Annotated in this window: 26 protein-coding genes; 15 read left to right on the forward strand and 11 right to left on the reverse strand. The window is 55.7% G+C overall.

What is annotated here, in order from left to right; genetic code table 11:
• Positions 1-26: 26 nt before the first annotated feature.
• The 4 genes from DOLE_RS09970 to DOLE_RS18215 all read left to right on the forward strand — a co-directional run bounded on the left by DOLE_RS09970 (position 27) and on the right by DOLE_RS18215 (position 2,756).
• Positions 27-1,322 (forward strand): OmpP1/FadL family transporter, encoded by a 1,296-nt coding sequence (locus tag DOLE_RS09970; RefSeq protein ID WP_167320872.1) that lies wholly within the window; start codon positions 27-29, stop codon positions 1,320-1,322.
• Positions 1,323-1,361: 39 nt separating this feature from the next.
• Positions 1,362-1,727, forward strand: coding sequence for a PilZ domain-containing protein (locus DOLE_RS09975; protein WP_041280491.1), 366 nt, complete (start codon positions 1,362-1,364; stop codon positions 1,725-1,727).
• 125 nt (positions 1,728-1,852) lie between these two features.
• On the forward strand, positions 1,853-2,407 hold the full coding sequence (locus DOLE_RS17975) for a DUF2939 domain-containing protein (RefSeq protein ID WP_083766578.1): 555 nt from the start codon (positions 1,853-1,855) through the stop codon (positions 2,405-2,407).
• 40 nt (positions 2,408-2,447) lie between these two features.
• Complete coding sequence (locus DOLE_RS18215; protein ID WP_153304408.1) at positions 2,448-2,756, forward strand: hypothetical protein; 309 nt, start codon at positions 2,448-2,450, stop codon at positions 2,754-2,756.
• A 15-nt stretch (positions 2,757-2,771) separates the two neighbouring features.
• Here DOLE_RS18215 and DOLE_RS09985 read toward each other — a convergent pair whose 3' ends face one another.
• The 8 genes from DOLE_RS09985 to DOLE_RS10020 form a co-directional block, all read right to left on the reverse strand.
• Entirely contained in the window at positions 2,772-3,611 is an 840-nt protein-coding gene (locus tag DOLE_RS09985) for a prephenate dehydrogenase/arogenate dehydrogenase family protein (RefSeq protein WP_012175362.1), read from the reverse strand.
• Complete coding sequence (aroC, locus tag DOLE_RS09990; protein ID WP_012175363.1) at positions 3,599-4,663, reverse strand: chorismate synthase; 1,065 nt, start codon at positions 4,661-4,663, stop codon at positions 3,599-3,601. Before aroC ends, DOLE_RS09985 begins: the two co-directional genes overlap by 13 nt.
• Before the next feature lie 288 nt (positions 4,664-4,951).
• A complete protein-coding gene (locus tag DOLE_RS09995) occupies positions 4,952-5,380 on the reverse strand; it encodes a shikimate kinase (protein ID WP_012175364.1) in 429 nt (142 codons plus the stop codon).
• A 79-nt stretch (positions 5,381-5,459) separates the two neighbouring features.
• Positions 5,460-6,731, reverse strand: a complete 1,272-nt coding sequence (aroA, locus tag DOLE_RS10000) for a 3-phosphoshikimate 1-carboxyvinyltransferase (protein WP_012175365.1) — start codon at positions 6,729-6,731, stop codon at positions 5,460-5,462.
• A 13-nt stretch (positions 6,732-6,744) separates the two neighbouring features.
• Entirely contained in the window at positions 6,745-7,845 is a 1,101-nt protein-coding gene (gene pheA, locus DOLE_RS10005) for a prephenate dehydratase (RefSeq protein WP_012175366.1), read from the reverse strand.
• A 13-nt stretch (positions 7,846-7,858) separates the two neighbouring features.
• Positions 7,859-8,851 (reverse strand): 3-dehydroquinate synthase II, encoded by a 993-nt coding sequence (locus tag DOLE_RS10010; protein WP_012175367.1) that lies wholly within the window; start codon positions 8,849-8,851, stop codon positions 7,859-7,861.
• A 17-nt stretch (positions 8,852-8,868) separates the two neighbouring features.
• Positions 8,869-9,681 carry a 2-amino-3,7-dideoxy-D-threo-hept-6-ulosonate synthase gene (locus tag DOLE_RS10015; protein ID WP_012175368.1) on the reverse strand — a complete coding sequence of 271 codons (813 nt, stop codon included), beginning with the start codon at positions 9,679-9,681 and terminating at the stop codon, positions 8,869-8,871.
• A 523-nt stretch (positions 9,682-10,204) separates the two neighbouring features.
• Positions 10,205-13,084, reverse strand: coding sequence for a DEAD/DEAH box helicase (locus DOLE_RS10020; protein ID WP_012175369.1), 2,880 nt, complete (start codon positions 13,082-13,084; stop codon positions 10,205-10,207).
• Positions 13,085-13,190: 106 nt separating this feature from the next.
• Here DOLE_RS10020 and DOLE_RS10025 point away from each other — a divergent pair, with 106 nt between their 5' ends.
• Both DOLE_RS10025 and DOLE_RS10030 read left to right on the forward strand, forming a co-directional pair.
• Positions 13,191-13,403, forward strand: coding sequence for a hypothetical protein (locus DOLE_RS10025; RefSeq protein ID WP_012175370.1), 213 nt, complete (start codon positions 13,191-13,193; stop codon positions 13,401-13,403).
• Positions 13,404-13,599: 196 nt separating this feature from the next.
• Positions 13,600-14,205, forward strand: coding sequence for a YfaZ family outer membrane protein (locus tag DOLE_RS10030; RefSeq protein WP_012175371.1), 606 nt, complete (start codon positions 13,600-13,602; stop codon positions 14,203-14,205).
• A 243-nt stretch (positions 14,206-14,448) separates the two neighbouring features.
• On the opposite strand, the gene DOLE_RS10035 is transcribed toward DOLE_RS10030, so the two are convergent.
• The 3 genes from DOLE_RS10035 to DOLE_RS10045 all read right to left on the reverse strand — a co-directional run bounded on the left by DOLE_RS10035 (position 14,449) and on the right by DOLE_RS10045 (position 16,638).
• On the reverse strand, positions 14,449-15,309 hold the full coding sequence (locus DOLE_RS10035; RefSeq protein ID WP_012175372.1) for an Mrp/NBP35 family ATP-binding protein: 861 nt from the start codon (positions 15,307-15,309) through the stop codon (positions 14,449-14,451).
• Between the two features lie 30 nt (positions 15,310-15,339).
• The gene (locus tag DOLE_RS10040; protein WP_012175373.1) at positions 15,340-15,756 is read right to left on the reverse strand and encodes a DUF134 domain-containing protein; all 417 of its coding nucleotides are present in this window, start codon (positions 15,754-15,756) and stop codon (positions 15,340-15,342) included.
• Positions 15,757-15,924: 168 nt separating this feature from the next.
• On the reverse strand, positions 15,925-16,638 hold the full coding sequence (locus DOLE_RS10045) for an enoyl-CoA hydratase (protein WP_012175374.1): 714 nt from the start codon (positions 16,636-16,638) through the stop codon (positions 15,925-15,927).
• Positions 16,639-17,030: 392 nt separating this feature from the next.
• Between DOLE_RS10045 and rfbF the strand changes: the two genes are divergently transcribed.
• The 9 genes from rfbF to DOLE_RS17420 all read left to right on the forward strand — a co-directional run bounded on the left by rfbF (position 17,031) and on the right by DOLE_RS17420 (position 25,874).
• Positions 17,031-17,807, forward strand: a complete 777-nt coding sequence (gene rfbF, locus DOLE_RS10050) for a glucose-1-phosphate cytidylyltransferase (protein WP_012175375.1) — start codon at positions 17,031-17,033, stop codon at positions 17,805-17,807.
• On the forward strand, positions 17,789-18,892 hold the full coding sequence (gene rfbG, locus DOLE_RS10055; protein WP_041280493.1) for a CDP-glucose 4,6-dehydratase: 1,104 nt from the start codon (positions 17,789-17,791) through the stop codon (positions 18,890-18,892). Before rfbF ends, rfbG begins: the two co-directional genes overlap by 19 nt.
• The gene (locus DOLE_RS10060) at positions 18,880-19,455 is read left to right on the forward strand and encodes a dTDP-4-dehydrorhamnose 3,5-epimerase family protein (protein ID WP_012175377.1); all 576 of its coding nucleotides are present in this window, start codon (positions 18,880-18,882) and stop codon (positions 19,453-19,455) included. Before rfbG ends, DOLE_RS10060 begins: the two co-directional genes overlap by 13 nt.
• Entirely contained in the window at positions 19,452-20,675 is a 1,224-nt protein-coding gene (locus DOLE_RS10065) for a class I SAM-dependent methyltransferase (RefSeq protein WP_012175378.1), read from the forward strand. The genes DOLE_RS10060 and DOLE_RS10065 overlap by 4 nt, the downstream gene beginning before the upstream one ends.
• Complete coding sequence (locus DOLE_RS10070) at positions 20,672-21,523, forward strand: NAD-dependent epimerase/dehydratase family protein (protein ID WP_012175379.1); 852 nt, start codon at positions 20,672-20,674, stop codon at positions 21,521-21,523. The genes DOLE_RS10065 and DOLE_RS10070 overlap by 4 nt, the downstream gene beginning before the upstream one ends.
• A gap of 88 nt (positions 21,524-21,611) precedes the next feature.
• On the forward strand, positions 21,612-22,571 hold the full coding sequence (locus DOLE_RS10075) for a class I SAM-dependent methyltransferase (RefSeq protein WP_208596978.1): 960 nt from the start codon (positions 21,612-21,614) through the stop codon (positions 22,569-22,571).
• A gap of 47 nt (positions 22,572-22,618) precedes the next feature.
• Positions 22,619-23,401 (forward strand): cephalosporin hydroxylase family protein, encoded by a 783-nt coding sequence (locus DOLE_RS10080; RefSeq protein WP_012175381.1) that lies wholly within the window; start codon positions 22,619-22,621, stop codon positions 23,399-23,401.
• A 4-nt stretch (positions 23,402-23,405) separates the two neighbouring features.
• A complete protein-coding gene (locus DOLE_RS10085; RefSeq protein ID WP_012175382.1) occupies positions 23,406-24,929 on the forward strand; it encodes a lipopolysaccharide biosynthesis protein in 1,524 nt (507 codons plus the stop codon).
• A gap of 42 nt (positions 24,930-24,971) precedes the next feature.
• On the forward strand, positions 24,972-25,874 hold the full coding sequence (locus DOLE_RS17420; RefSeq protein ID WP_012175383.1) for a glycosyltransferase family 2 protein: 903 nt from the start codon (positions 24,972-24,974) through the stop codon (positions 25,872-25,874).
• Positions 25,875-26,107 lie beyond the last annotated feature (233 nt).

The following is a 26,107-nucleotide window of genomic DNA, read 5'->3' on the forward strand; positions in this document are numbered from 1 at the left end:
CGGTATGTTTGGTTTTGGGAGTGATGTTGACGACGCCGGCCGGCGCCACCCACTTTGGCGACACCTTTGGTTTTTCGCCGGAGGGAATGGCACTGGGGAACGCCATGACGGCAAAAGTCGATGACTGGTCGGCCGTGTACTACAATATTGCCGGGCTCGGCCGTTCCCAACACCTGGTTAACGGCAAAAGCCAGCTTTTTCTGGGTTACATAAACAATGCCCCGGATCTGGATATCGAGATTGTCAGGCGTGAAGCCGCCACCGGCGATCGCCTGGCCACCAACGGGGACAGGGACCTGGACACCGGGACCATTGTTATTGGCGGCGTGCTGGATATCGGTACCCTTGTACATCTTCCCGAAATGGTATCCTCGACCCGCCTGGGGCTTGCCATCGGCCTTAACGATGACCAGAGCGTGGTTAAAATAAACGACCTCGACCCCCGCACGCATAATTTCATGCGCTATGGCCGGGAATGCCAGCGCATGCTGATCACCACCGGCATGGGATTCGGATTTTTACACGACACCTTCGGGGTCGGCCTGGGCGTTACCTCCTTTTTTACCGGAGAGGGGACCGCTCTCCTGGAACGTGTCGAGCTGCAGACGGAATCCCAAAGCCCGCCCGGGCAGGCCAAAATGGACCTCAAAATGGAACAGGCCCTGGTGATGGGCGCCTATTTCAGCCCCGGGAAACTGTGGCGGTCCCTGGATACATTAGAGCTGGGCGTCGCCTATCGGGCCGAATCTCAGCTGGATATCACGCCTTTCAGGGCGATTGCGTCCACCGACCTGGGGGGCATTCCCCTGAATATCAAGATGGCCCTGGTAGATTATTATCAGCCGGAAATGTATTCCGTTGGCCTGGCCTACTCACTGAACCGGTTGACCCTCTCCGCTGATCTGGAGTTCCAGCAGTGGTCCGGGTTCGAATTTTCCACCCCGATGCAAGAGAACTATGGCGGCGAACTAAAAGAATTTGACGATATCTTTGTTCCCAAACTGGGCCTGGCCTATGACTTCAACCCATCTTTAGACCTGCTTTTCGGGTACTATTATGAGCCCTCCTTTGTGCCCGATGAAGCGGTCAGCGGCCGCATGAATTTTCTGGATAACGATAAACATGTCGTATCACTCGGGTGTGTCTATCAACTGCCGAAACTGTCAATGGTGAAGGGCAACAGCGAATTCTCGATCGGCTATCAGTATCAGCACCTGATGGACCGGGACGTTATCAAAACAGCACCGACCCCTGAAAACCCGCACTATTCCTATGGGGGGAGCTGTCACTCGTTGATGCTGGGCGTCTCCATCAATATCTAGCCCGAATATTTTATGAAATGAGGGGCTAAAGAAACCGTCATGTCGAAACAGAACAAATTGTCGCCGGCAACGGAGAAAAATCAGAATTCTAAAAAGGACCGCCGGGCGCACCCCCGCTTCAGGTGTAGAATTCCTGTTCCGGTTCTGAAAGATAAACCCCTGGAGTTTTTTAACGTATCCATTCGCAATTTCAGTGAATCGGGTTTCTATTTTGAGACGTCATATCCTGTCGTTTCCGGGACCTTTGTTCGGGTGGCAATGGATAATGACTCGGTTGGCTCAGGCGCCCTAATTTCGCGTCAGGCCAGAATAAAGTGGCGAATGGCACTCGGAAGGGAAAAAGCACATCAATACGGATGCGGCGCGCAGTATTTACCGGCCGGTTCATCCGACATGGATTCATAGACAGCACCGACTTCCGGGAATCCGGGTTTGTTCCTATGGAGACACCTGCCACGCGTTGATAGTGGGTCTCTCAATTACTGCCGGGCCCGGTGGAATCTATAATAGCAATATACATATGGTTGCCAATGAAGAAACTCATGTGGCTTTTGGGGGCTTTGTCAGTACTGGTTTTAGGGGGTGTTATTTTATCTCCTTTTTACTCCGTTTATCAGATTAGAAACAGCATTGCAGAAAATGATGCAAAAAAATTATCTCATTATGTTGAGTTTCCTCAATTGCGAAAAAATTTAAAAGACCAGTTAAATCAGACACTCGAAAGCAAATTTGCCAGGAAATCAGTAGAAACTGAAAGCCGTTTTAGTGATGTGACATATAAATTTGCGCAAAGATTTTCAAATCAACTGGTAGATGCTTATGTCACTCCCAAAGGACTTGGCAGGTTCATGGGCGTTGAGGGCGGTAAAGCCCCGAGGTATTCCGGGGATAAGGGAGAATCGCAGCCATCTGGAAATGAAAAAAGATTCAAACTCTTAAAAAACACAAGATTTTCATTTGCATCAACCCGGACCTTTATTCTTTCCATGCCTGCCAAGAACGATAAAACTATCAAACTTGTTTTAAGCCGGGATCGGTTTTTATGGAAACTGAATAATATTGTTTTGCCAATCAGCAACAAATGACTGACACGGCGCATTCGACACTTTAATGATCAGGTGACATATGAAAGTTTTACATACATTCGGGGGGAGCGAAGTAATTTTTGTCACAGACAGACACGGCAATAAATGCACGCTTTTGCAAAGCAAGGTAGGCGATTATGAACCGCCAAAGTCATCGGCCATATGGTTAGGGGCCGGAGAAAATCTTATGTATATCAGTCATGAACAGTTAAAAGCCTTAATGCCGCATTTGCAGCAATGGATAAAAACAGGCTCTTTTCACCTGACAGGGAGTGCGCAGTGTCCGGAAAAGTCAGAGCATTGCGACACACAGGACTCATTACCCGGCCTGACCGGTAATCCAGCGTAAATCGACCGCTTTTTATCACGAGCGGTACATGGCATCAATGACCCGGCTGGTCTCTTCCAGGGCCTCTTTGCAGAAGTCGTCACCAAAGAACTTTCGAATCTCCGTCAGGTAGTCGGCAGCCTTTTGCTCGTCCCCTGAAAAAAAGGCTCGGCGGCTCTCCTCCATGGCAGCAAGAAACCGGTCCACCACCACAGGCGCCTGGGGGTTGCCTGAAACAAGATCGGCATACAGGGACAGGTCCTGGGCCAAAAGGCGGCCGATCAGGTTGATGTTGAGCCGGAAAATCGGCGTGGCGTACAGGAACGCATCGTCAGGACGGATATCAAGTGTCTGAAGCATCCGAGCCAGAGAAACAGTGAGAAAGTGTTTCAGGCTCTGGGCCAGGGCCATCTTGCGGTCGTGTTCTTCCGGTTCCATGCGGGTGACCACGGCGCCGCCGTCGGCAAATACCCTTTCCACCCAGGAGAGCCAGTTGTGGCTGTTCCGGGCCGGACACAGGATAATATTCTGACCGGCAAGAGACGCGGTGCTGGGGCCGAACATGGGATGGGTCCCGATCACGTCGGCCCGGGTGGCCCCTGCCATGGCCGCCACAATACCCGCCTTCTGGGAACAAAAGTCCATGAGCAACTGGTCTTCGCGCATGGCCGGGCCGATCCGGCCGGCCACCGCCATGGCCGCCTTCTGGGGCATGCTTAGAATTACAACGTCACAGTCGCGGACCAGATCCTCGTAGGTGACCTCCGTCTTTCTTCCGGCAATCCGCACCGCATGACCGGCCTGTGTAAAATAATTTTGAAACCACTGGCCCATGCCGCCTGTGCCGCCGGCGATGCCGATTGTTACCGGGTCCATGAAATCGCTTTCTGTCTAAGAAGATGATCGGCCAGCACCAGGCACACCATGGCCTCACACACCACGTTGATCCGGGGAATGGCGGAAATATCGTGCCGGCCCTTGATGGAAATGGAGGCCGGTTTGCCGTTTGTATCCACGGTTTGCTGGGTAATGCCGATGGAGGGAATCGGCTTGACCGCGGCCCTGGCCACGATCCGGTCCCCGTTGGAAATGCCGGCCAGAATGCCGCCGGCATTATTGGTGGCAAACCCCTGGGGCGTGATTTCATCGTTGCTCCGGGAGCCGGTCATACCCGATGCTTCAAACCCGGCGCCGATCTCAACTCCCTTTACCGCGCCGATACTCATCAGGGCTTTGGCAATGTCGGCATCCAGTTTGTCAAACACCGGCTCTCCCAGGCCGGCGGGCACGCCATCGGCACGGACCTCGACGATGCCGCCGACAGAGTCACCCCGCCGCTTTACCTGGGTCACACGGTCAGTCATGGCCGCCATAACAGTGCTGTCCGGGCAGCCGAACATGTTCTGATCAACCTGCCCGACATCAATGGTTGTTGCGCGGATGCCGCCCAGTTCCAGGGTGTAGGCCGCAACTGAAATACCGGAAAGCCGAAGCAGTTCAGCGGCCACGGCCCCGGCCGCCACCCGGCCAAAGGTCTCCCGGGCCGAGGCCCGGCCCCCGCCCCGCCAGTCCCGAATGCCGTACTTGGCCGTGTAGGTGATGTCACCATGCCCGGGCCGGAACAGGCCGGCGATGTCGGTGTAGGCGGATGACCGGGCATCCCTGTTATGGGCCATGATCAGGATCGGGGTGCCCGTGGTTTTGCCTTCAAACACGCCGGACAGGATAACGGCCCGGTCCGCCTCTTTTCTGGCGGTGCTGGCAATGGACCCGCCGCCGGGCTTGCGGCGGTCCAGCATTTTCTGCACCCCGGCTTCGTCCAGGGCAAGGCCGGGCGGGCACCCGTCGATGACCACACCGATGCCCGGCCCGTGGGACTCTCCCCATGTGGTAACGCGAAACAGCTCTCCAAAAGTATTACCAGCCATTTATTCTCCTATCCCGGACATTTCATGAAATTTTTCGCCATTAGTTAATTTTTATATAAGATACAGTGTGTTGAAAATGATTTCAGGCGTTTTTTGAAAATACAAACTGTCGTGAACGATTTGAGGCATTTTATGTTAATTTTATGTCGAAAAATTTCACCCTTCGGGCGAGTCACCTTGATCCCGCCATCGGCGGGACTGTGTTGCGGGACATTCGCGGTAGATTGACTACAGCTTCATGTCCCGCGCCTTGCATCTGCGGCCAAATCAACTCGTGAAATATCCGGGCTATCCCCACAAAAGATCCCAGACCGCGTCTACCTTCCGGTCCGGTGCCAGGTCGTCAACCGCCAGCACATAATCCGCCGCCTGGTTGAAGACCGGAACCCGATCCGGATATGTCCGGGCATCACTGTTTTTCTTAAACCAGAGGATCAGGCCCCGTTCCTTCATGCGGGAAACATTGTCCGGGGTCGGTTCGATCTGCATTCCCAGGGCCACCACGCACCCGCTGCGCCGGGCCACTGATTGCAGCACATGAGACTCCATGTCCGCCAGGGCCTGGTCCCCCTCTTCAGCGGCAAAGGCAGCCGAAGTCCGGCCCATCTTTTCGACCAGCAGGGCCGCCATGTCTACCGGTGCGAACCCCGCCCGCTCGGCCACGCGCCGGACCACCTCCGGTATGTCTGGATCGTTTCCCACGATAAACAGGTTCATCGGCTGTTGTCCCTCTGCTTATGGAGACTCTCAAAAAACGGTGAATTTTATTTTTGGGATTTGTTTTACGTCAAATATTTCATGAAATACCTGAACTGTAAAGACCTTCAAACACCTGCCAGAAGCCGGGAAAGGATTTGGCCACGCACCCCTCATTGGCGATGGTCACCCCAGGGGTCACCAGGCCAGCAACGGCAAAGCTCATGGCCATGCGATGATCGTTGTAGGTTTCAATGACCGCGCCATGGGGCCGTCCTCCGGTGATCTCAAGGCCGGTGTCGGTACGGACAACGGTAATCCCCATTTTTGAAAGTTCGGCGGCCACCGCCGCCAGCCGGTCGCTCTCTTTTTCCTTGAGGTGAGCCACGTTGCGAATGACGGTGATGCCTTGCGTGAATGCCGCTACCACCGACAGAGTGGGCACCAGGTCAGGCATGTCGCCCATGTCCACATCCACGGCCGAAAGCGGGCCTCCGGTCACGGCAATGCCGTCAATCTCCCTGTTAACCTTACATCCCATTGCCTCCAGCACTTCTACAAACCGAACGTCTCCCTGCCGGGATTCAGGAGTCATGCCCATCACCTTGACCGTGGCACCGGTCACGGCCGCCGCGGCCCAGAAATAACTGGCCTGGGAGGCGTCGGGCTCCACCGCGTAATCGCCTTTCCGGTAGCACTGTCCTCCGGCCACGCGGAAACGGGTATACCCGTCCCGCTCCACTGTCACGCCGAACCGGTCCATGATGTCCAGGGTCATGTCGATATACGGTTTTGAGACCGGCCCCTCCGTCACCTCGATATTCAGGCCGCCGTCGATATAGGGGGCCGCCAGAAGCAAGGAAGAGAGATACTGGCTGCTTATGCCGCACCGCAGGCGAACATGCCCGCCCTGGGCTTTTCCGGCGACAATCTCCAGGGGCGGGCACCCGTTGTTGTTCACCGAACGGGCCGGCACGCCGATCTGGTCCAGGCCTTCCAGCAGGTCGGCCACGGGCCGCTGGGCCATGCGATCCGTTCCGATCAGCAGGTATGTCCCCTGGCCGATGGCGGCCACGCCGGTGAGCAGCCGCATGGAGGTGCCGGAGTTGCCCAGGAAGATGGGATCACCGCAGGGCAGCAGGCGGCCGCCGGTACCATGCACCACCAGGCGATCTTCCGCTTTTTCAATGCGAACTCCCATCTTTACCAGGGCCTCCCGGGTCAGGTGGGTGTCTTCACTCTCCAGGCAGTTTCCCAGCCGGCAGACGCCGTCGGACAGGGCCGCGGCAATCAGGACACGGTGGGTATAGCTCTTTGAACCGGGAACGCTTACCTCACAGGACTGGACCGGTTGCTGTTGTATTTCCTTCATGGGTCTCCTTTTTTCATGCGTCCGACAGGGCTACCGGGTAAGCGCCCAGGATTTTGATGAACTGGCAGAAGGCCTCCATTTTTGCCAGGCACTGTTTCACCTTCTCGTTTTCGACATGGCCCTCCAGGTCCACGAAAAACACGTAGCTCCAGTTCTTGTGCCGGGCCGGCCGGGACTCCAGTTTAAGCATGTTGAGGCCGGACGCGGCAATGGGCTCCAGTGCCTTGAACAGCGCCCCGGGAATATGGGCCGTCACAAACAGGATGGATGTCTTGTCGTTGCCTGTGGGCCGGGGCGCGTCCCGGCCGATGACCAGAAACCGGGTGGTGTTGCGCACGGCATCCTGAATGGCCGGCGCCGCCACCTTCAGGTCATACAGCCGGGCCGCGGCGCTGCCGGCAATGGCCGCGGCATCGTCGGCCAGTAGGGCTTTCTGGGCCGCCTGGGAGGTGCTGCCGCACTCCACCAGTTCGGCATGGGGCAGATGGGTCTTGAGCCACGTCCGGCACTGGGCAAAGGGCTGGGGGTGGGAATAGATGGTATGAATCTTTTCCAGGTCACCGCTTTTTGAAAGCAGGTCATGGGAAATGGCCAGGTAGGACTCGGCGCAGATGTGAAGCTCGGATTCCAGGAAAAGATCAAGGGTGTGGTTGACCGCGCCCTCAATGGAATTTTCCACCGGCACCACGCCGTACCGGCTGGTCCCCTTTTCCACGTCATCAAACACGTCCCGAATACTCGGGTGGGGGACAAAGGTATCCAGCTCATTAAAAAAAGCCAGGGCCGCGACATGGGTGAAGGTGGCCTCCGGCCCCAGAAAGGAGATCCGCTTGGGTTCCTGGGCCTGACGCGAGGCCGCAATGATGTCGACAAATATCCGCCGCAGCATCTCAGAGGACAAGGGGCCGGGGTTGAGCCCGGCCAGCCGCTGCAGGATCGATTCTTCCCTGGCCTTGTCCATGACCCGGTTGCCGGTCTGCGTCTTCAGCGTCCCGATCGCTTCGGCCAGAGAGACCCGCCGGTTGAGCAGGTCCAGGATGGTGTCATCAATTTCATCAATGGACCGGCGCAGGTTCGCTATCTTTTCATCCTGGCCGCTGCTTTCAGCACTCATGATTCGCACCCTTCTATTTTTCTGTGATCGTCTCCTCAATCTTGTACCCGAAATGTCGGCCCCCGGCTTCCATGGAGACCAGCACCCGGTCTCCGGGCTTCAGACCCACCACCGAGACCGGGGCGCCTTCCGGGCTGGTGAGCCGAATGGTCTCCGCATTCTGAACGATGGTGGCAATTTCCTTTCCATCCACCACCGCCTTGATCAGCATCAGGGGCCGTTTTTCGATCTTCAGCCGGCCCACCACCCCCTCGGTGGTGTTGCCCTGGTAATCGGTGATAAAAATACGGTCCCCGGCGGCCAGTTCCGACAGGTAACGGGTCTTGCCCCCCGGCACCCGGGTGTAGGCGTGCACAGCACCGGCGTTGATGCGAAAGGGCCGCGGCGCCACGTAAGGATTGACCACGCTTTCCGAATGAATCAGAAACAGGGCGCTGCTGCTGTTGCCCACCAGCATGCCCTGGCCTTCGGTCATGGCCGTGCAGGTGTCCACGCATACCCGGTCCCCCATGCCCACCGGCACAATAGCCGTGATCTCGGCTTCCTGGAGCGGCGTGGTGTCGCCCTTCTCCCGCACCGCGGACAGGATCTGCTTGAGGGTGGCGGGACTGTCGGCGTTTATCAGCAGGTGGCCCACTCCCTTTTCCAGAATGCCCAGGGCCGTCTTGGCCTCCTGCACGGTTTTGACCTGGGTCACCACGTTCACGTCCCGGGCGATCAGGTTCTCAAGGGGAATGATTGTCCAGTCCCGGCATCCAAGAATCACGGTCTTTTCCCTGGCCAGCCGAATGATCTCCTCTTCGTCCTCGCACCGGGTGATTTCAAAATGGACCACGTCCTGTCCCGGCTTCAGATCACCGTCCTCGGCAATGGTGAGAATCTTTCCCAGCTGCTTGACCTTTTCCGAATACCCGGCCGGCACCAGCACGCCGTCGGCCCCGCCCTCCAGGGCCGTGGTGACCATATTTTTGTCCCACGGGTTGATGGTTACCCATATTTTTCGCATCTGCTTTTCCCTCATCTCTATTTGGACTTTTTTACCTCGAGCATCTTCAAAGCCTTGGCCACGCCGGCGCCGTCATGAACAATGGCGGAAATCGCCTCCACCATGCGGGTGGGGTTGGCATGCTGAAACACGTTTCGGCCGATGGAAACACCGGCACCGCCGGCATCCACAGAGCCCCTGACCATTTCCAGAATTTCCCGGTCCGAACCCATTTTGGGCCCGCCGGCAATCACCACCGGAACCGAGCATCCCGCCACCACCTCTTGAAAGGTCTTGGGGCTGCCGGTGTAGGAAACCTTGACGATGTCCGCGCCCAGTTCATCTCCCACCCGGGCCGCATGCTTGATCACCGACACATGAAACTCGTCCTTGATCTTCTCGCCCCTGGGATAAATCATGGCCAGCAGCGGCATGCCCCACTCCCGGGCATCAGCACTGACCCTGCCGAAGTCGTGAAGCATCTGTTTTTCATCCCCGTTGCCCAGGTTGACGTGAATGGAAACCCCGTCCGCGCCCAGCTTCACCGCCTCCTCCACGCTGCACACCAGTGTCTTGGCGTGAGGATATGGCGACAGGCTGGTGGAGGCGGACAGATGAAGAATCAGCCCGATATCCTTGCCGCTGCCCCGGTGGCCCTTTCCCACCAGTCCCTTGTGTTCCACGATGGCGTTGGCCCCGCCCTCGGCCACTCGCTGCACCGCCGTGCGCATGTCGGTAAGCCCGTCGATGGGGCCGACAGACACGCCATGGTCCATGGGAACGATCACGGTTTTGCCGGTGTTCCGGTTCATCAGCCGTTCAATCCGAATCCGCTTGCCTAAGATGGTCATCTCTCTTCTCCTCTGTTGCAACGCCCGCCGCTGCCGGGTCCCGCGGGTTTTAAAAACAAAAAAGCCGCGGGCTTTTTCGTCTGCCCGCGGCTTTAAGTTGCTGGTTTTGGGTATTAAGGGTTCAGCACACCACAGGCAGGCCGGTATAAAAATACCAGAAGTAAAAATAAAATCTGCCTGTACCGTTGGTTGCCGTCATGTCTTAATTATCTGCTTTCGCTTAAAACTCACTCTATTTGAAAACTGAATTACTCCCGGCAAAAACAAATGTCAATCATTTTTTTCAATTTTTCCAAAAGTTTTTTCGAACGTACGATCTTTGCTCCAACCGGTCGTGTTTCCCGCTGGCAATAACTACAACCAATTTTCAGAACAGGCGCCTTGATGGCGTAAATCCACTCCTCATATGACGCGAGTTGATTTGGCCGCAGATACAAGGCGCGGGGCATGAAGCTGTAGTCGATCTGCTGCGAATGTCCCGCAACACAGCAGATGCGGCCAAATCGGCTCGCCCGAAGCAAAATTACCAGTCTACAGGCAGGCGAACCTGCTGTTTGGCCTTGTTGCGAAACAGCAGGTAGCCGTTGATTTTGCCGTAAAGGTAGAGGTCTTTTGTGATCTGAACATCCTTTTTGCAATACTCAACGATCTTGTCGATCTCTCCCTGCTGCCACCAGATCAGTGCCTGCAGCCCGTTGGCGCTTTTTTTCGCGCCCAGGGTGATCTCTGCCAATGAATCGAGGGAAAGCCGGTAGCCCAGGGTCTTGTGCACCTCCTCTAAAATATCCAGGGTGGGTAGCCGGGAAAGATCGGCGTCGCTGTAGCCCGCCAGGACCTGGTTGTCAAACCGCTTGTTGTTAAACCCCACCACCAGATCAAAATCAGAAAGCCGGCGAATAAACGCCGCCACCTGGTTTTCCAGGAATGCGTCATAGGTATCCGTGGCCGAATCGTACAGCACCACGCAGCTGATGCCCATGCGGTCGGCCCGGTGCCAGCCGCCCACCTCTGCGGCAGAACGCTGGGTCTCGATATCGAACACGCCGAACCGAACATCTCCGGTGCGAACCGGCGGCGGTATGGTGCGGGCCGGTTGCAAAACCGGGGCCGCGGCCCGTCGTGTCCGGCTCCGGGCACCGGCTGCCGGTGGCCGGGCCATCTGTTCCAGCAGGTAAAGGGCGCAGGCTTTGTCAATGGGCCGGTTGCCGGAGCCGCACTTGGGCGAATGAACACAGGCGGGGCACCCGGTCTTGCAGGGACACTGGGAAATCAGGTTGCGGGTAAAGCCGAGAATCTCTGCCACCTTTTCATAGGCCTGGCGGCTAAGGCCGATACCCCCGGCCACGGCATCGTAGATAAAGATGACCGGGGTGCCGACCTGGGGATGAAAGGTCATGGAGATGCCGCCCAGGTCGTTTCTGTCGCACATCACAAAGATGGGCAGCACGCCGATGACGGCATGCTCAATGGCGTGAATCCCGCCCATGAAGTGCCGGTATTCACTCTCTGCCGCGTCCTGAATACGGTCGGGAATGGCCAGCCACACCCCTTGCGTTTCAAACACAAGGGGCGGCAGGTCCAGCGGTTCCACGGACACGCGCCGCTTTCCGTACAGCCGCCATTTCTCATACCCGGTGATGGTTTCTGTCACGCGAAGGCGGCCCGTGCACACCGTGATGCCGGCCACCTGTTTTGTCTGAAAGGTTTCCAGAATCTCGGTGTCCTTGGTGGACCGGGGCTTGGTGTAGTAATTGACCGGCTGCCGGGACACAATCACGCGCATGGCACCGACATCCAGATTTTTTACCACGTGGGTCTGGCCCATGTGCAGATAAACCGCGCCGGGATGGGCGTCCCTGAACACCCGCATGCCGTCGATGTCGCCGATGTGGTCCCCGGTCTGGTCGCAGATCACCTTGAAGCTACGGCCCGCGCCCCGCAGGTCGACCTCCCGGTGAGGCCGCTTTCGCGACGCAAACAGGTACATCCCGTCGGCGCTGCGCAACAGCTCCCCTTTTTTCTCCAGCGTCGCGACGGCCCGCTGCATGGCCGCCCCCTGCAGAAAAGGCTCATCCACGCGCAACCGGTGTTCGGCGGCGGCGCATACCAGGTGCTTTTCAACAATGGCCGGGTTGTCCGGGTTAATCACCGCCGCCTCCGGGGGCAGGCTCAGAAAGGCCCCGGGATTGCGCATAAAATACTGGTCCAGGGCGTCTTCCCCGGCAATCAGGATCATGGCCGACTCCTGGCCGGCCCGCCCCACCCTGCCCCCGCGTTGCCATGTAGCCATGACTGACCCCGGATACCCCACCAGCAGGCAGAGGTCCAGGTCTCCGATATCGATGCCCAGTTCCAGGGCGCTGGTGGATATCACGGCCAGCAGTTCGCCGGCGGAAAGCTTTCGCTCGATCTCCCGGCGCTCGTCCGGCAGAAACCCGGCCCGGTAGGAGCTGATTTGATGGGCATGGGGGCTTTTCTTTTCCGCCCAGATGGATATCAGCTCGGCCAGCTTCCGGGACTGGGTGTAGACAATGGTGCGAAGCCCCCGGTACAGGGCGGCCCGAAGCAGTTGAATGGTGGTGGCCACCGGACCGGTTACCGGATTCATGAACACCACGTGACGTTTTCCCCTGGGGGCCCCGCTTTTTGTGACCGCCGTTGTCGGCCGGCCGGTGAGCTGGCCGGCCAGCTCTTCCGGGTTGGCAATGGTGGCCGACCCGGCCACGAACAGGGGGGCGGCGCCGTGGTGGGTGCAGACACGATAGAGACGGCGGAACACGTGGGCCATGTGAGACCCCATCACGCCCCGGTAGGTGTGAATCTCGTCAATGACCACAAAGGCAAGATTGGCAAAAAAAGTATGCCAGGTCTCATGATAGGGCAGCAGCCCCAGGTGCAGCATGTCCGGATTGGTCATCAGCACCGAGGGCGGGTTGTCTCTGATTTTTTTCCGGTGCCAGGCCGTGGTGTCACCGTCGTAGATGGCCGCGGACACGGCCTCCGCCATGCCCGCGGCGCCGGCGGTTTCCTGCAGTGCCCGCAACTGGTCCCTGGCCAGGGCCTTGAGCGGATAGAGATAAAGGGCCCGGGCCGACGGATTTTCCTTCAGCCGCTGGAGCACGGGAATATTATAGATCAGGGTCTTGCCGCTGGCCGTGGGCGTGGCCGCCACCACGTTCTCTCCTGACAACACCCGGCCAATGGCATCGGCCTGGTGGGCATACAGCCCTTCCGTGGCCAGTATGGCGGAAAGACAGGCCGCCTCAGGCACTCCCCAATCCGGCTTTCTAACCATCCGGGCCGGCACCGGATCCAGCGCGGTGTGGTAAACCACCTCGCCGGCCATTCGCGGTGAAGCTACAAGAGACTGAATATATTCACTTATGGTTCCGTTTCTATCCATGGGCACCCGACTGGCAGCGGCAAAAAACCTCTTTCACTTTGCATTGAAAATCTGTATACCTTATAAGACTGCAACACCAATTTGCAAAACAAAAAAGGAGGGGCCCATGAGAGGCGCTCTTTTTATCGTCATGCTGATCGCCCTGCTGGTGGTGGGAGTGCTGGTCGTGAAGAACATGTCCACGGAAACCACCGAAGGGGTCGAAAAAATGGAGACCATCCAGAAGGCCAGAGACACGGCCAGCGAAGCCGAAAAACAGGCGGCCGAAATGGGAAAGCGGCTCAAGGAGGCCACCCAGTCCTCTCCGGCAATCGACTGACGATTGATGGCTTCGTAAAAAGCCCAATATCTGCGTTGCGCTACACCCCTCGTCACTGCGACGTACGACAAGTACGCCTCATTCCTCGGGATTTGCGACGCCTTGATCTTGAACTTTTTACTTTGCCATCCCAAATAGACTTTTTACGGGTTTATCACCCAAGTTTTATAAACCGGTTATTTAAAAGGAGGACCGCATGATCAGACGTATACTGACGGTGTGTGTTGTCACGGTAACCCTTGCCATCACCGCGGTGTGTGCGCAGGCCCAGTCCCTGAGCTTTGACCTGGGCGTAAGTTCCGATAATATCCGGGCCAACGCTCTTGTGGAAACAGAGTTTGAAGGCGCCACCCTGTACGCCGGCGCCGGCGGGCTTTATATCGAAGACGATTTCACGCTTTACAACATCAAGGCCGGGCTCAAGCAGAGTGTCTTTTCTCCGGCCCTGGTCCTGGGAATGGGATTCAAGGGCGTGGCGGGCGAAGCCGAGATAGGCCACTGGGACCCGGATATTGCTGTTGTGGGCTTCAACCTGCTGGGCGCGTTTGATTTTTCAAAAACAACAGCCAACGTGCCGGTGACTCTTTTTGCCGACATGGTCTATGCCCCGGACCCTTTGAGCTTTGCCGACTGTGAACAGTACATTGAGTATGCCGCCGGCGTGGAGTTCTATGTTGTCAATAACGGGGCCATTGTGGCCGAGTACATGAAAATCGACACCGACCTGGAACGTGGGGGCCTGGAAGTTGACAAGTCAGCCGACTCCATTTACCTGGGGTTCAAGCTGAAGCTGGGCCATTGATTCCTGAACATATTTAAGTCATTGCGCCAGCGAAGCAATCCTGTCCATATACGGGTGCCTGTTTGTAGTGACGCCGTGAGGCGTTCGCCGGCCGGCCGGCCCCAATGCCCTTACGGGCACACGACAAACAGGGCGTACATCCACTCACGGGTTTGGGACCATAGAAAAATTTTAGAAACACAAAAAAAGGGGGGCACCGCCAGTGCCCCCCTTTTTGTTTTTCTTCGAATCGCGCAGAAGTGTCTACTTGCCCACCAGATCGGCCATGGCCTGAGCCACACTGGCAAAGGCTTTTGTCACCGGTGAATCCGGATATTCAGACTGATAGGAAATGCCGGAGTCCCCGCATGTCACCATATTCGTGTCAAACGGAATTCTTCCGAGGAAATTAATGTCCGCATCTTTGGCCGTCCGCTCACCCCCGCCGGAACCGAACAGGTCAACGGTTTTGCCGCAATGGGGGCAGGTAAATCCGCTCATGTTTTCAATCAGGCCAAAGGCCTCCATCTTCACGGTCTTGCAGAAGTTAATGGACTTGCGGATGTCGGCCAGTGCCACTTCCTGAGGTGTAGTGACAATAATGGCCTTTGCGCCTAGAATCAGCTGGGCCACGGTCAGGGGTTCGTCCCCGGTGCCCGGCGGCGAGTCAATGATCAGAAAATCAAGATCCCCCCAGGCCACGTCACCGATAAACTGCTGAATCACGGTGTGCTTGATGGGCCCCCGCCAGATGATGGCGTCATCCTTGCTCAGGCTCAGCGACTCAATGGAAATGGCGGAAAGATTGTCCGAATAGGGCACCGGAATCATTTTCCGCTCCTGTGTCACGCCGGGCATTTCAGTGAGACCCAGCATGCGGGGAATGTCCGGGCCGTGGATATCCACATCCATCAGCCCCACCTTGAATCCCCGGTCGGCCAGGGCCAGGGCCAGGTTGACCGACGTGCTGGTTTTGCCCACGCCGCCCTTGCCGCTCATCACGATGAACTTGTGCTTGATCCGGGCCAGGGATTCCTCAATGCCGGCCCCCGGGTCCCGTTGCTGCTGTTGCTGCTGCTTCTGCTTGGTTCCGCAAAGCGGAACCCCCTGCTGTGTGTTGCTCATGGTTCTGCTCCTTTTATATCAACCCTGGCGTTATTTTTCCGCCTTTTTATCTTCTTCCTTTTTGCACATGGGACACTCATGGGGCGTCCCGCCGCTTGAGACAACGGGCCACTCCTGCCGGCATTTGCCGCAGAAAAGCACGGCCCCGTCCGGACCGGTGCGAAGATAGTTGCCGCCCTCGATGCGAATGGCCATGCCGTTGACCAGGGCATCAGCCACGGTCTTCCGGGCCTTGCGCACCACCCGGCCGAAGGTGGCCCTGGAGATATTCATGTGCCGGCCCGCCTCCTCGTGGGGAAGGCCCTGCAGGTCAGCCAGCATCAGGGCCTCCAGCTCGTCCACGGTCAGCCCCACCTCCCTGAGCATGCGCAAAGGCACCCCCCGGGGCTTGAAGTAGCAGACATCCGGTTCAGAGACAACTGTTCGTGTTTTCGTAGGTCTCGGCATAGTCTATTATGAGTATATGCTCAAAATTTGTTTCTTGGTGACTTATTGATAAGGACTGCCCAAGGGAATGTCAAGCTTTTCCATAAGAAAACCCGGCGCAAACATGTCATTGCCCGGCTTGACCGGGCAATCCAGCGTAAAATTGACCAAATACCCTATTCAAAAAAATCAGCTTCTCGTCAGCCGGGCCAGCTCTTTCAACCCCTTGCGCTCGTTGGCAAGGGCATCGACGAAAAAGGACTTGTCGCGGTGCTCGATCAGCCGCTTGACGGTCAGGGCCATGTCAAAATTCACCGCGCAGATCTGGCGGGCAACGGTTTTTGCCCGGTCCATCAACACATCCGGCGCCACCACCTCGTTTACCAGGCCCCACTCCAGCGCCCTGCCCGCTGAAATAAACTCGCAGGTCAGAGACATCTGCTTGGCCCGGCGCCGGCCCACGGCCTGCTGTAAAAACTGGGTCATGCCCCACCCCGGCTGAATACCCACCTTGGCGTGAGTGTCGGCAAAAGATGCGTTTTCCGAGGCAATCAGAAAATCGCAGTTGAGCGCCAGCTCAAACCCGCCGGTAATGGCATAGCCGTTGACCGCGCCGATGATTGGCTTTTCGCACTCTCCCATTACGTCCACCATGTCCCTGCCGTCACCCCTGGGGTCGATCAGGTTGTCCGTGGCCAGGCAGGCCAGGTCCAGGCCGGAACAGAAAGACTTACCGCTTCCGGTGATAATCGCCACCTTGATACCCCCATCCCCGGCCACCCGGTCAATGGCGTCATACAACCCCTGCAGCAGGGCCTGGTTGATGGCATTGCGCCGCTCCGGCCGGTTCAGGGTGATAACCGCCACTTCGCCTTCACACTCAAACAGTATCGGCTGTTCCATGTTTTCTCCGTAACAATAAAAAGACTTTTTATGTTCTTTAACTGGTTGTTTCTTCTTTGCCGCCGGAATGAAAAACCTGCCGTTCCGGGGAGTAGCCGCAACACTTTTAATCGCATGGGAATAATACAACCCTCACTGCCGGACGGCAAGACAAAACCGGCACCGTAAACACAGCCCATCATCTCCTGGTCGGATAAGCATTGATCAACACTTGAAAAATGAACGAAGTGCGGGTAAAGTAAGGCGACAAAACGCAGTGGCGGGCGCATGATCAGCAGGTTTTTAATGATGCGAAAAACGATACCCCTGCATGCGCAGGAGAAACCATTAAAAGATTTGCACCGACAATGGCGGCCATTTGTCCTGCTAAAACAGGGGCAAAGGAGCGACAAATGAAAGTTCTGGTTCTTGCGGGCGGGCTGGGCACCCGTATCAGTGAAGAGACCGATGTCCGGCCCAAGCCCATGGTGGAGATCGGCGGCAAACCCATCCTGTGGCATATCATGAAAATCTATTCCCATTACGGTTTCAATGATTTTCTGGTGCTGCTCGGGTACAGGGGATATGTGATCAAGGAATATTTTGCCAACTATTTTCTTCACCAAAGCGACGTCACCTTTGACCTGAAAAACAACCGGATGGAGATTCACAACAATGCCTGTGAACCCTGGAAGGTAACCCTTCTGGATACCGGCACCAACACCATGACCGGTGGCCGAATCCTGCGGGCAAAAACCTTTGTCGAAAACGAACCCTTTATGCTGACATACGGAGACGGCGTGGCCGACATTGATCTTCATGCTTTAGTAAATTTTCATCAATCGCATGGGAAAGCCCTGACCATGACATCGGTTCAACCGGAAGGGCGATTCGGGGCTGTAGATTCCGATGACAACGGGCTGATTGAGGAGTTCCACGAAAAGCCCAGAGGAGACGGGGCCTGGATCAACGGCGGGTTCTTTGTCTGCCAGCCAAAAGTGTTGGATTACATCAAAGACGGGGACAAAAGCGTGTTTGAACGTGCGCCCCTTGAAACTCTGGCAAAAGACCGGCAGCTGTATGCTTATAAACACCATGGATTCTGGAAATGCATGGATACGCTTCGCGACAAGATATATCTGAACCAGTTATGGGAAAACAATCAGGCCGAATGGAAGACCTGGAAATGAAAAACCTTTTTCAGAACGCGTATCACCGCCGGAGAGTGCTGGTCACCGGGCATACCGGCTTTAAAGGGTCATGGCTCTCCTTCTGGCTTTCGCAAATGGGCGCCGATGTGTACGGCTACTCCCTGGCGCCCGAGACCCGGCCCAATCACTTCTCTCTGCTCAACCCGGGTGACGAAACCCCTGAAACCGACATCCGGGATATCCGACAAGTAATTGACTGCTTTCAGTCCTTTCAGCCGGAAATCGTTTTTCACCTGGCCGCTCAGTCCCTGGTGCGCCGGTCCTACCGTGAACCCCTCGACACCTTTGCCGCCAATGTCATGGGCACGGCCAACATACTCGAGGCCTGCCGGCTGACAAAATCCGTGCGGGCCGTGGTGATCGTGACCAGTGACAAGTGCTACCAGAACAATGAATGGGAATGGGGATACCGGGAGAGCGACCCCATGGGCGGCCATGACCCTTACAGCGCCTCCAAGGGGTGCGCGGAACTTGTCACCGCCGCTTTCCGGAATTCTTTTTTTTCTACAGGCACCGGCCATCCGGCCCTGATGGCCACGGCCCGGGCCGGTAATGTGATCGGCGGCGGCGACTGGGCCGAAGACCGCCTGATTCCGGACGTGGCCCGTGCTTTCAACAAAAAAGAAACCATGAAAATCCGTAACCCCCATGGACTCCGTCCCTGGCAGCATGTGCTGGAGCCGCTTTCCGGATACCTGATGCTGGGACAACGCCTGATTGAAGGAGACCGGGGACTTGCCGATGCCTGGAATTTTGGGCCGTCGGAAGAAGACACGCTTCCGGTAATAACGCTTCTGAAACGGTTAAAAACTCACTGGTCCGACCTGGACTTTGATGTGGACCAACAGCCGGACCAGCCCCACGAGGCCGGTCTGCTCCGGCTGGACTCTTCTAAAGCCAGGCGGAAACTTGGCTGGCAACCGGTCTGGAACTGTGACCAGGCCCTTGAAAGGACCGCAGCCTGGTACCAGGCGTTTTACAACCAGGCTACGATTCTGACCGGCGCGGATCTGGCGGCCTATATCGAGTCGGCCCGTTCAAAAGGATTGCCATGGGCGCAATAACGACGCCGCGCTTCGACATCACCCCCCTGCCCCTCTCCGGTCTTTGTCTTGTCCAGCGAAAACGAATGGGCGATGCCAGGGGGTTTCTGGAGCGGCTGTTCTGTGCCGAAGAGCTGACCCGGGCCGGATGGGACGGGCCGATTGCGCAGATCAACCACACTTATACCGCCGCTGCCGGAACTTTGCGGGGCATGCATTTTCAGCGCCCACCCCACGCTGAGAAAAAGCTGGTGATGTGTCTTAAAGGCCGGGTGTTTGATGTTGCCGTTGATACCCGCAAAGGGTCCCCCACATTTCTGAAGTGGCACGGAGAAATTCTAGCCCCTGAAGCGGCCAACGCCCTTTTAATTCCTGAAGGCTTTGCCCACGGTTTTCAAACCCTGACCGACGATGTTGAGATGCTCTATTGTCACTCCGCGGTTTACGCGCCGGATCACGAGGGCGGGCTTCACCCTCAGGACCCGGCCATCAATATTCAGTGGCCGGATGAACTTGTCACACTTTCGGACAGAGACCAGGGTCATCCATTCTTGGGCGATTCATTTGAGGGGGTTGCCTTATGAGATGCCGTCATTGCGGATCTGAACTGACTCTTCCCCTCATGGACTTTGGCACGGCCCCGCCCTCCAACGCCTACCTGAACGCCGCGGACCTGAACAGGCCGGAGACCTTTTATCCCCTCAGGGTGATGGCCTGTACCAACTGCCGGCTGGTCCAGACGGAGGACTACGCCAGGGCAGACCAGCTTTTTGCACCGGATTACGCCTATTTTTCATCCACCGCCACCACCTGGCTGAATCACGCGGCCGACTACTGCCGTATGATCACAGCGAGGCTTGAGCTTAATGACCAAAGCTTTGTAGTGGAAGTGGCTTCAAATGATGGCTACCTGCTGAAGAACTTTGTGGCTGCCGGTATTCCCTGCCTGGGTATTGAACCCACCACTGCCACTGCCGACGCGGCCGAGCGGCTGAGTATTCCGGTATTACGAAAGTTTTTCGGTGCCGACCTGGCAAAACAGCTGGTCGATGAAAACCGGCAGGCGGACCTGATTATCGGCAACAATGTTTACGCCCATGTGCCGGACATCAACGACTTTACCGCCGGCCTGAAGGCAGCCTTAAAACCCGGCGGAACCATTACCCTGGAATTTCCCCACCTGCTGAACCTTATCCGCGAATGCCAGTTCGACACCATTTATCACGAACATTTTTCCTATTTTTCCCTTTACACGGTCTGCCGGATATTTGAGGCATATGAGCTCCGGGTGTGGCACGTGGAAGAGCTGCCCACCCATGGCGGAAGCCTGAGGGTTTACGGCTGTCACCGGGAAGACCGGCGCCCGGACGACCCTTCGGTCAGCCGTCTTTTAAACAAAGAAACGCAAAACGGCCTGCTGGATGAAAACGTTTACCAGTCATTTCAGGCCCGGGCCGACAAAATAAAAAACGACCTGCTTGCTTTTCTGATCGAACAGAAACTGCAGGGCAACACCGTTGCCGCTTACGGCGCCGCAGCCAAGGGAAACACCCTGCTCAACTACGCGGGCATCAAACCGGACCTGCTTGCCTTTGTCTGCGACGCGGCCCCTTCCAAGCAGGGCAGGTTTCTGCCCGGCAGCCGCATCCCTATCCTGCCACCGTCTGCATTACAGGAAGAAAAGCCGGATTATGTGCTGATTCTGCCGTGGAACCTCAAGGATGAGGTCATGCGGCAGCAAGGCAAAATCTCCGAATGGGGCGGCCGATTTTTTGTGGCCGTGCCGGAACTGGAGCTGTTATGAGAATCCTGGTAACCGGAGCCACTGGTTTTGTGGGCAGGCATCTTGTGCCCGAGTTGTTGACCCGAGGCCATGAAGTCGTGACGGCATCCCGTGATGCCAGAAAAGCGACTTCCATGCCCTGGTATGATAAGGTCACCCCTATCGTTTTTGATCTTTTGACGGAAACATCAAACCCAACTCTGTTGCCGGATTCACTGGATATGGCAATCCATCTGGCATGGCCGGGCCTGCCGAACTATAAAAGCCTGTTCCATTTTGAAGAGAATCTGCCTGCGTCCTATTTTTTTATCAAACGTCTGGTGCAGTCGGGCGTAACCCGGATAATGGTTACCGGCACCTGTTTTGAGTATGGCATGCAGGAAGGCGCTTTATCGGAAGACACCCCGACAATGCCTTCCAACCCCTATGGCCTGGCAAAAGACACATTGCGCAAATCTCTTGAGATGCTTCATCGTTATCACGATTTTAACCTGCAATGGATCCGGCTGTTTTATATGTACGGACCGGGACAGAGCCCCAACAGCCTTCTCTCCCTTCTGGATGCGGCGATTGATAATGATGAGCCTGTATTCAACATGTCGGGCGGCGAGCAGTTGCGCGATTACCTGCCGGTTGAGGAAGTGGCCCGGCGTGTGGCCTTGCTGGTCGGGCACCCGGAGTGCACGGGCATTATCAACTGCTGCAGCGGCCAGCCCGTTTCCGTGCGCCAGCTGGTGGAACAACGAATCGCCGAACGACAGTCAAACATATCCCTGAACCTGGGCTATTATCCCTACCCGGAGTATGAACCGATGTCGTTCTGGGGTGTTCCTGAAAAACTGGATCAAGTATTAAAACATGAGCCATAAAACCATCCTTGAGATCCCGGATCTCCCGGTGTTACAAAACAGGGTTTACAATACCCGGGCGGAAGCCATGGCGTGTGTCAGGGGAGACATGCGGTTGGCCCAAAGCCCCCTTCACGGCATTGTGTCCAATGTGGCTTTTCAGCCTGAAAAAGTAGTATATGACAAAAACTATCAGAACGAACAGGGATGTTCAGCCGTCTTCACCCGGCATTTAGACCAGGTCGCCGGTATTATTGAAAAACATGGTGCCGGGAAAACCGTCCTTGAAGTGGGGTGCGGAAAAGGCACTTTTACGGAGATGCTGCATACCCGCAATATGGCTATAACCGGGCTTGATCCCGCCTATGAAGGGAACGCGCCATACATCATCCGGGAGCACTTCTCTCCAGCGCTCGGGGTGACCGGTGATGTGATTGTCCTGCGCCATGTACTTGAACACATCGCCCTCCCCTTTGAGTTTCTTAAACAAATAGCAACTGCCAACGGCGGAAAAGGATTGATTTATATAGAAGTCCCCTGCCTGGACTGGATCATGGAGAACCACGCATGGTTTGATATTTTTTACGAACATGTTAACTATTTCAGACTTTCTGACTTCAACCGGTTTTTCGGAAAAATCATAGACAGCGGCCGATTTTTTGGCGGCCAGTATATTTTTGTCGTGGCCGACATCGCGTCACTTGGCCTCAACGACTCCGTAAATAGTGAGGTCTTTTCTACCCCTTCTGATTTTTTTTCAGGCATTGATGATGCCATCGACATTATAACCAAGACACCCGGCAGGCTGCATGTCGTGTGGGGCGCCGCCTCCAAGGGAGTCCTGTTTTCGCTGCACCTTCACCGGAGAGGCCATATTCCGGACTTTGCCATTGATATCAATCCGGCAAAACAGAACAGATACCTTCCGGCCACTGGGTTGCACGTGCTGAGCCCGGAATCCGCTTTTGAAAGGCTGCGGCCGGGGGATGTTATTTTTGTAATGAACCCGAACTATCTTGACGAAATCAGAAGCCAGAGCGGAACGAAATACCAGTATGTTTTGCCATAAAAGAAAAGTGAATAATCTATCCGAAAAACCACCACGGGATTAAAGCCATGAATGAAGATGCCATACAGCTGTTTATGAACGCCCGCCGTCAGCGCGTTGAATCCTACAAGGAAAGCCAGATGAAAAAGGTGGCCGAAGAGTTCATGAGAACCAGTATCATGCCCGGCTACTCCTACAACTTTGACTGGCTCGGCCGGCCGATCATTCAGTACCCCCAGGACATGGCCGCCATGCAGGAATTAATCTGGAAGGTCAAGCCGGACCTGATTCTTGAAACCGGCATTGCCCACGGCGGATCATTGATTTTTTCCGCCTCCATGCTGGCCCTGCTTGAATATTGTGATGCCGCGGAAAAAGGCGAGCTATTGGACCCCGGCAATCCCATTCGTCGGGTGCTGGGCATTGATATCGATATCCGCGAACATAATCGCGCCGCCATTGAGGCCCATCCCATGGCCGGCCGCATTCAAATGATTCAAGGGTCTTCGGTTGACGCCGAGGTCATTCAAAAAGTCCATGCCGTTGCAAAAGAGTTCAGCCGGATTCTGGTCTGCCTTGACTCCATGCACACCCATGACCATGTGCTGGCGGAACTGGAGGCTTACGCCCCCCTTGTCAGCCCGGGAAGCTACTGCATGGTGTTTGACACCATCGTCGAGGACCTGCCGGAAGATTTTTTTTCGAATCGGCCCTGGGCTAAAGGCAATAACCCTAAAACCGCCGTCCATGAATTTTTAAAAACGCACCGGGAATTTGAAATTGACAAGGAGATCGAGCACAAGCTGCTGATCACTGTTGCACCGGACGGTTATTTGAAGAGGGTCGAATAAGATCATGTCCAGGGTCGGGGCCAACATTATTGCCAACTACCTGGGCCAGGGATGGGCATCGCTCATGTCCATCGCCTTTGTCCCCCTGTACATCCGGTATCTGGGGATGGAGTCCTTTGGCCTGATCGGCTTTTTCGCCGTGATGCAGGCATGGCTGCCGCTGATCGACATGGGCATAACGCCCACGCTCAACCGGGAAATGGCAAGGTTCACCGCCGGGGCGCATACGGCCCAGTCCATTCGCAACCTGCTGCGCAGCCTGGAAGTTGTCTGCTTCAGTCTGGCCGGTCTCATCACCCTGGCCGTATGGTCGGCATCCGGATATCTGGCGCACACCTGGATCCGCAACCAGCAGCTTCCGGATGAGGTCGTGGCCCAGGCGATTGCCATCTTTGCCGTTGTGCTGGCCCTGCGTTTATGCGAAGGCATCTACAGGGGGGCATTGATTGGACTTCAACGGCAAATCTGGTTTAACTCCGTCAACGCAGGGCTTGCCACGCTGCGACATGGCGGCGTTGTGCTGCTGCTGGCATGGGGATTCCCCACAATCCAGGCTTTTTTTATATGGCAGGGTGTCTCATCGCTGATAACGGTATGCGTGTTTGCCATTAAACTCTACAGGTCGCTGCCCGAAACGACCTGTCCTGCAAGCATATCCCGCCGGGCCTTGACAGAAGTCCGGCACTTTGCCAGCGGCATGGTGGGGATCACCTTTCTGGCCCTGCTGTTGACGCAGGTGGACAAGCTGTTGCTCGCCCGCCTCCTGCCCCTGGCAACGTTTGGTTATTATGCCCTGGCCGCGACTATTGCCGGCGTAGTTTTCATGCTTGTCGGTCCTATCACCCAGTCTGTTTATCCCCGCATGGTAGAGCTGGTCACCATGGACGACCGGGAGAGCCTGATCACTATCTATCATCAAAGCGCACAGATCGTCACGGCCCTGACAGCCCCTGTTGTCCTGCTGCTTGTTTTTTTTGCCAAGGGTATTGTCTTCATGTGGTCCGGGGATGTCCACCTTGCGGAAAATGCGGCCCCCATCCTGTCGGTGCTTGTAGTCGGCACATTTTTAAACGGCTTGATGCATATCCCCTACCTGTTGCAGATCGCCCATGGGTGGACCCGACTGGCCATTCAAGTTAACACGGTAGCAGTAATGATTCTGGTGCCCGCCATCTTGTGGCTGGTTCCCATTTATGGGCCTGTGGGTGCCGCATGGATCTGGGTGGCACTGAATTCCGGCTATGTGATAGTGGCTGTCCAATTGATGCACCGTCGACTGATTCCATCTGAAAAGCGGCGATGGTATTTTGCGGATGTTTTACCACCCATTATCACGTGCCTCAGCGTCATGTTAATGGCAAACCTAATCCAGCCGAACAGTTATGAGAATAGAATAAGCTGGTTGGGGTTCCTGTTTTTTGTCGGAAGTATTGGCTTGGTGGGTTCTTCATTGTCTTCAAACCTTCTAAGAGCAAGACTTTTGAGCATGGCTGGCATTGGTTTGACACACTTGAAACGAAAAGTTTGAAGTGTTAACAACCGTGGACACGAACAAAGAAGTACACAAATTATGATCATTGAAAAGATTGCCACTACACCTAAAGTCAGTATCGGTATTCCCACCTATAATCGTGCCGATCTGTTGCGCCGTTCGATTGAGTCGGCCCTGGGGCAGGACTATCCGAACATCGAGGTGCTGGTATCGGACAATGCGTCAACCGACAGAACACCGGAAGTTTGTCAATTTTATACCGACACTCATGGCAGCCGGATAAAATATATTCGGCAACCCGTCAATCTGGGAGCAACCGCTAATTTCTCAAAAGTCCTTGAAATGGCCTCCGGCGAATTTTTTATGTGGCTTGGAGATGATGACTGGATTGATTCATCTTATGTGAAGTCCTGTATGCGGGAGTTGCTTTCAGACCCCGCGTTATCCCTGGTAAGCGGAAGCCCTCGATACTATCGCAGTGGCGTACCGGCCTGTGACGGCAGATGGTTCAACCTTTTACAAGAACGGTGGTGGCTAAGGGTTCTTGTATATTATATAAAGGTTTCGGATAATGGTATGTTTTATGGCTTGATGCGCACAGCGCAAATCAGACAGATTAACCTGTCGAATACAATGGGTGGAGACTGGCTGCTTATTGCCGGCCTGTCGGCCCTGGGCAAGCTCAAAACCGTCCCGGATACCCATGCCCACCGTGAGTTGGGTGGTGCGACCCTGAGTTACCGTCAAATTGCCCGTTCAATGGGGCTGTCAAGGATGCAGGCGATGTTTCCCATGGTATCTATTGCAAAAGCCGCATGGGTTGATATCGTCTTTAAAGGGGCTGCGTACGAATCACGCTCTATCTGGGGAAAACTGGTGATTGGTTCATCTGTTTTTGGATTGATTCTCCTGAAACGTCCTGTATTCTGGATATTAGCGATGAAATTTATTATCAAGAAGAAATTATTCCCTTCGGTTTAATCCCCCATGAAGAAACTTTGCAACCATCAAACTTCCAGGTTCCAGCAGCATGGCGGTTTTTCGATATGTTTTATGAAGTTTCATCAGAAACCAATCCGGCGGCGGCTCTTGATCTGCCGGCCGGTTGCATTACATAGATGCGTGGCAATGATTCGGATGAAAACAAAAGGTCGTGTACGCGCTAAAATGTTCTCATAAAAAATATGCGGCTGAAACCCTGAATGTTGATAAAA

It is taken from the genome of Desulfosudis oleivorans Hxd3 (genome assembly GCF_000018405.1).
Lineage (GTDB): Bacteria > Desulfobacterota > Desulfobacteria > Desulfobacterales > Desulfosudaceae > Desulfosudis > Desulfosudis oleivorans.

What these genes read in the sequence shown, in the direction of transcription:
- pheA (WP_012175366.1), bottom strand. Translation starts at nt 7,845, where the DNA reads ATGAGTGCTGAAAGCAGCGGCCAGGATGAAAAGATAGCGAACCTGCGC.
- DOLE_RS09975 (WP_041280491.1), top strand. Translation starts at nt 1,362, where the DNA reads ATGTCGAAACAGAACAAATTGTCGCCGGCAACGGAGAAAAATCAGAAT.
- DOLE_RS10040 (WP_012175373.1), bottom strand. Translation starts at nt 15,756, where the DNA reads ATGCCGAGACCTACGAAAACACGAACAGTTGTCTCTGAACCGGATGTC.
- aroC (WP_012175363.1), bottom strand. Translation starts at nt 4,663, where the DNA reads ATGGCTGGTAATACTTTTGGAGAGCTGTTTCGCGTTACCACATGGGGA.
- DOLE_RS10070 (WP_012175379.1), top strand. Translation starts at nt 20,672, where the DNA reads ATGAGAATCCTGGTAACCGGAGCCACTGGTTTTGTGGGCAGGCATCTT.
- DOLE_RS18215 (WP_153304408.1), top strand. Translation starts at nt 2,448, where the DNA reads ATGAAAGTTTTACATACATTCGGGGGGAGCGAAGTAATTTTTGTCACA.
- DOLE_RS10060 (WP_012175377.1), top strand. Translation starts at nt 18,880, where the DNA reads ATGGGCGCAATAACGACGCCGCGCTTCGACATCACCCCCCTGCCCCTC.
- DOLE_RS10075 (WP_208596978.1), top strand. Translation starts at nt 21,612, where the DNA reads ATGCGGTTGGCCCAAAGCCCCCTTCACGGCATTGTGTCCAATGTGGCT.
- DOLE_RS10080 (WP_012175381.1), top strand. Translation starts at nt 22,619, where the DNA reads ATGAATGAAGATGCCATACAGCTGTTTATGAACGCCCGCCGTCAGCGC.
- DOLE_RS10020 (WP_012175369.1), bottom strand. Translation starts at nt 13,084, where the DNA reads ATGGATAGAAACGGAACCATAAGTGAATATATTCAGTCTCTTGTAGCT.
- DOLE_RS10025 (WP_012175370.1), top strand. Translation starts at nt 13,191, where the DNA reads ATGAGAGGCGCTCTTTTTATCGTCATGCTGATCGCCCTGCTGGTGGTG.
- DOLE_RS10030 (WP_012175371.1), top strand. Translation starts at nt 13,600, where the DNA reads ATGATCAGACGTATACTGACGGTGTGTGTTGTCACGGTAACCCTTGCC.
- rfbG (WP_041280493.1), top strand. Translation starts at nt 17,789, where the DNA reads ATGGAAGACCTGGAAATGAAAAACCTTTTTCAGAACGCGTATCACCGC.
- DOLE_RS10010 (WP_012175367.1), bottom strand. Translation starts at nt 8,851, where the DNA reads ATGCGAAAAATATGGGTAACCATCAACCCGTGGGACAAAAATATGGTC.
- aroA (WP_012175365.1), bottom strand. Translation starts at nt 6,731, where the DNA reads ATGAAGGAAATACAACAGCAACCGGTCCAGTCCTGTGAGGTAAGCGTT.
- DOLE_RS09985 (WP_012175362.1), bottom strand. Translation starts at nt 3,611, where the DNA reads ATGGACCCGGTAACAATCGGCATCGCCGGCGGCACAGGCGGCATGGGC.
- DOLE_RS10015 (WP_012175368.1), bottom strand. Translation starts at nt 9,681, where the DNA reads ATGACCATCTTAGGCAAGCGGATTCGGATTGAACGGCTGATGAACCGG.
- DOLE_RS17420 (WP_012175383.1), top strand. Translation starts at nt 24,972, where the DNA reads ATGATCATTGAAAAGATTGCCACTACACCTAAAGTCAGTATCGGTATT.
- DOLE_RS17975 (WP_083766578.1), top strand. Translation starts at nt 1,853, where the DNA reads ATGAAGAAACTCATGTGGCTTTTGGGGGCTTTGTCAGTACTGGTTTTA.
- DOLE_RS10045 (WP_012175374.1), bottom strand. Translation starts at nt 16,638, where the DNA reads ATGGAACAGCCGATACTGTTTGAGTGTGAAGGCGAAGTGGCGGTTATC.
- DOLE_RS10085 (WP_012175382.1), top strand. Translation starts at nt 23,406, where the DNA reads ATGTCCAGGGTCGGGGCCAACATTATTGCCAACTACCTGGGCCAGGGA.
- rfbF (WP_012175375.1), top strand. Translation starts at nt 17,031, where the DNA reads ATGAAAGTTCTGGTTCTTGCGGGCGGGCTGGGCACCCGTATCAGTGAA.
- DOLE_RS10035 (WP_012175372.1), bottom strand. Translation starts at nt 15,309, where the DNA reads ATGAGCAACACACAGCAGGGGGTTCCGCTTTGCGGAACCAAGCAGAAG.
- DOLE_RS10065 (WP_012175378.1), top strand. Translation starts at nt 19,452, where the DNA reads ATGAGATGCCGTCATTGCGGATCTGAACTGACTCTTCCCCTCATGGAC.
- DOLE_RS09995 (WP_012175364.1), bottom strand. Translation starts at nt 5,380, where the DNA reads ATGAACCTGTTTATCGTGGGAAACGATCCAGACATACCGGAGGTGGTC.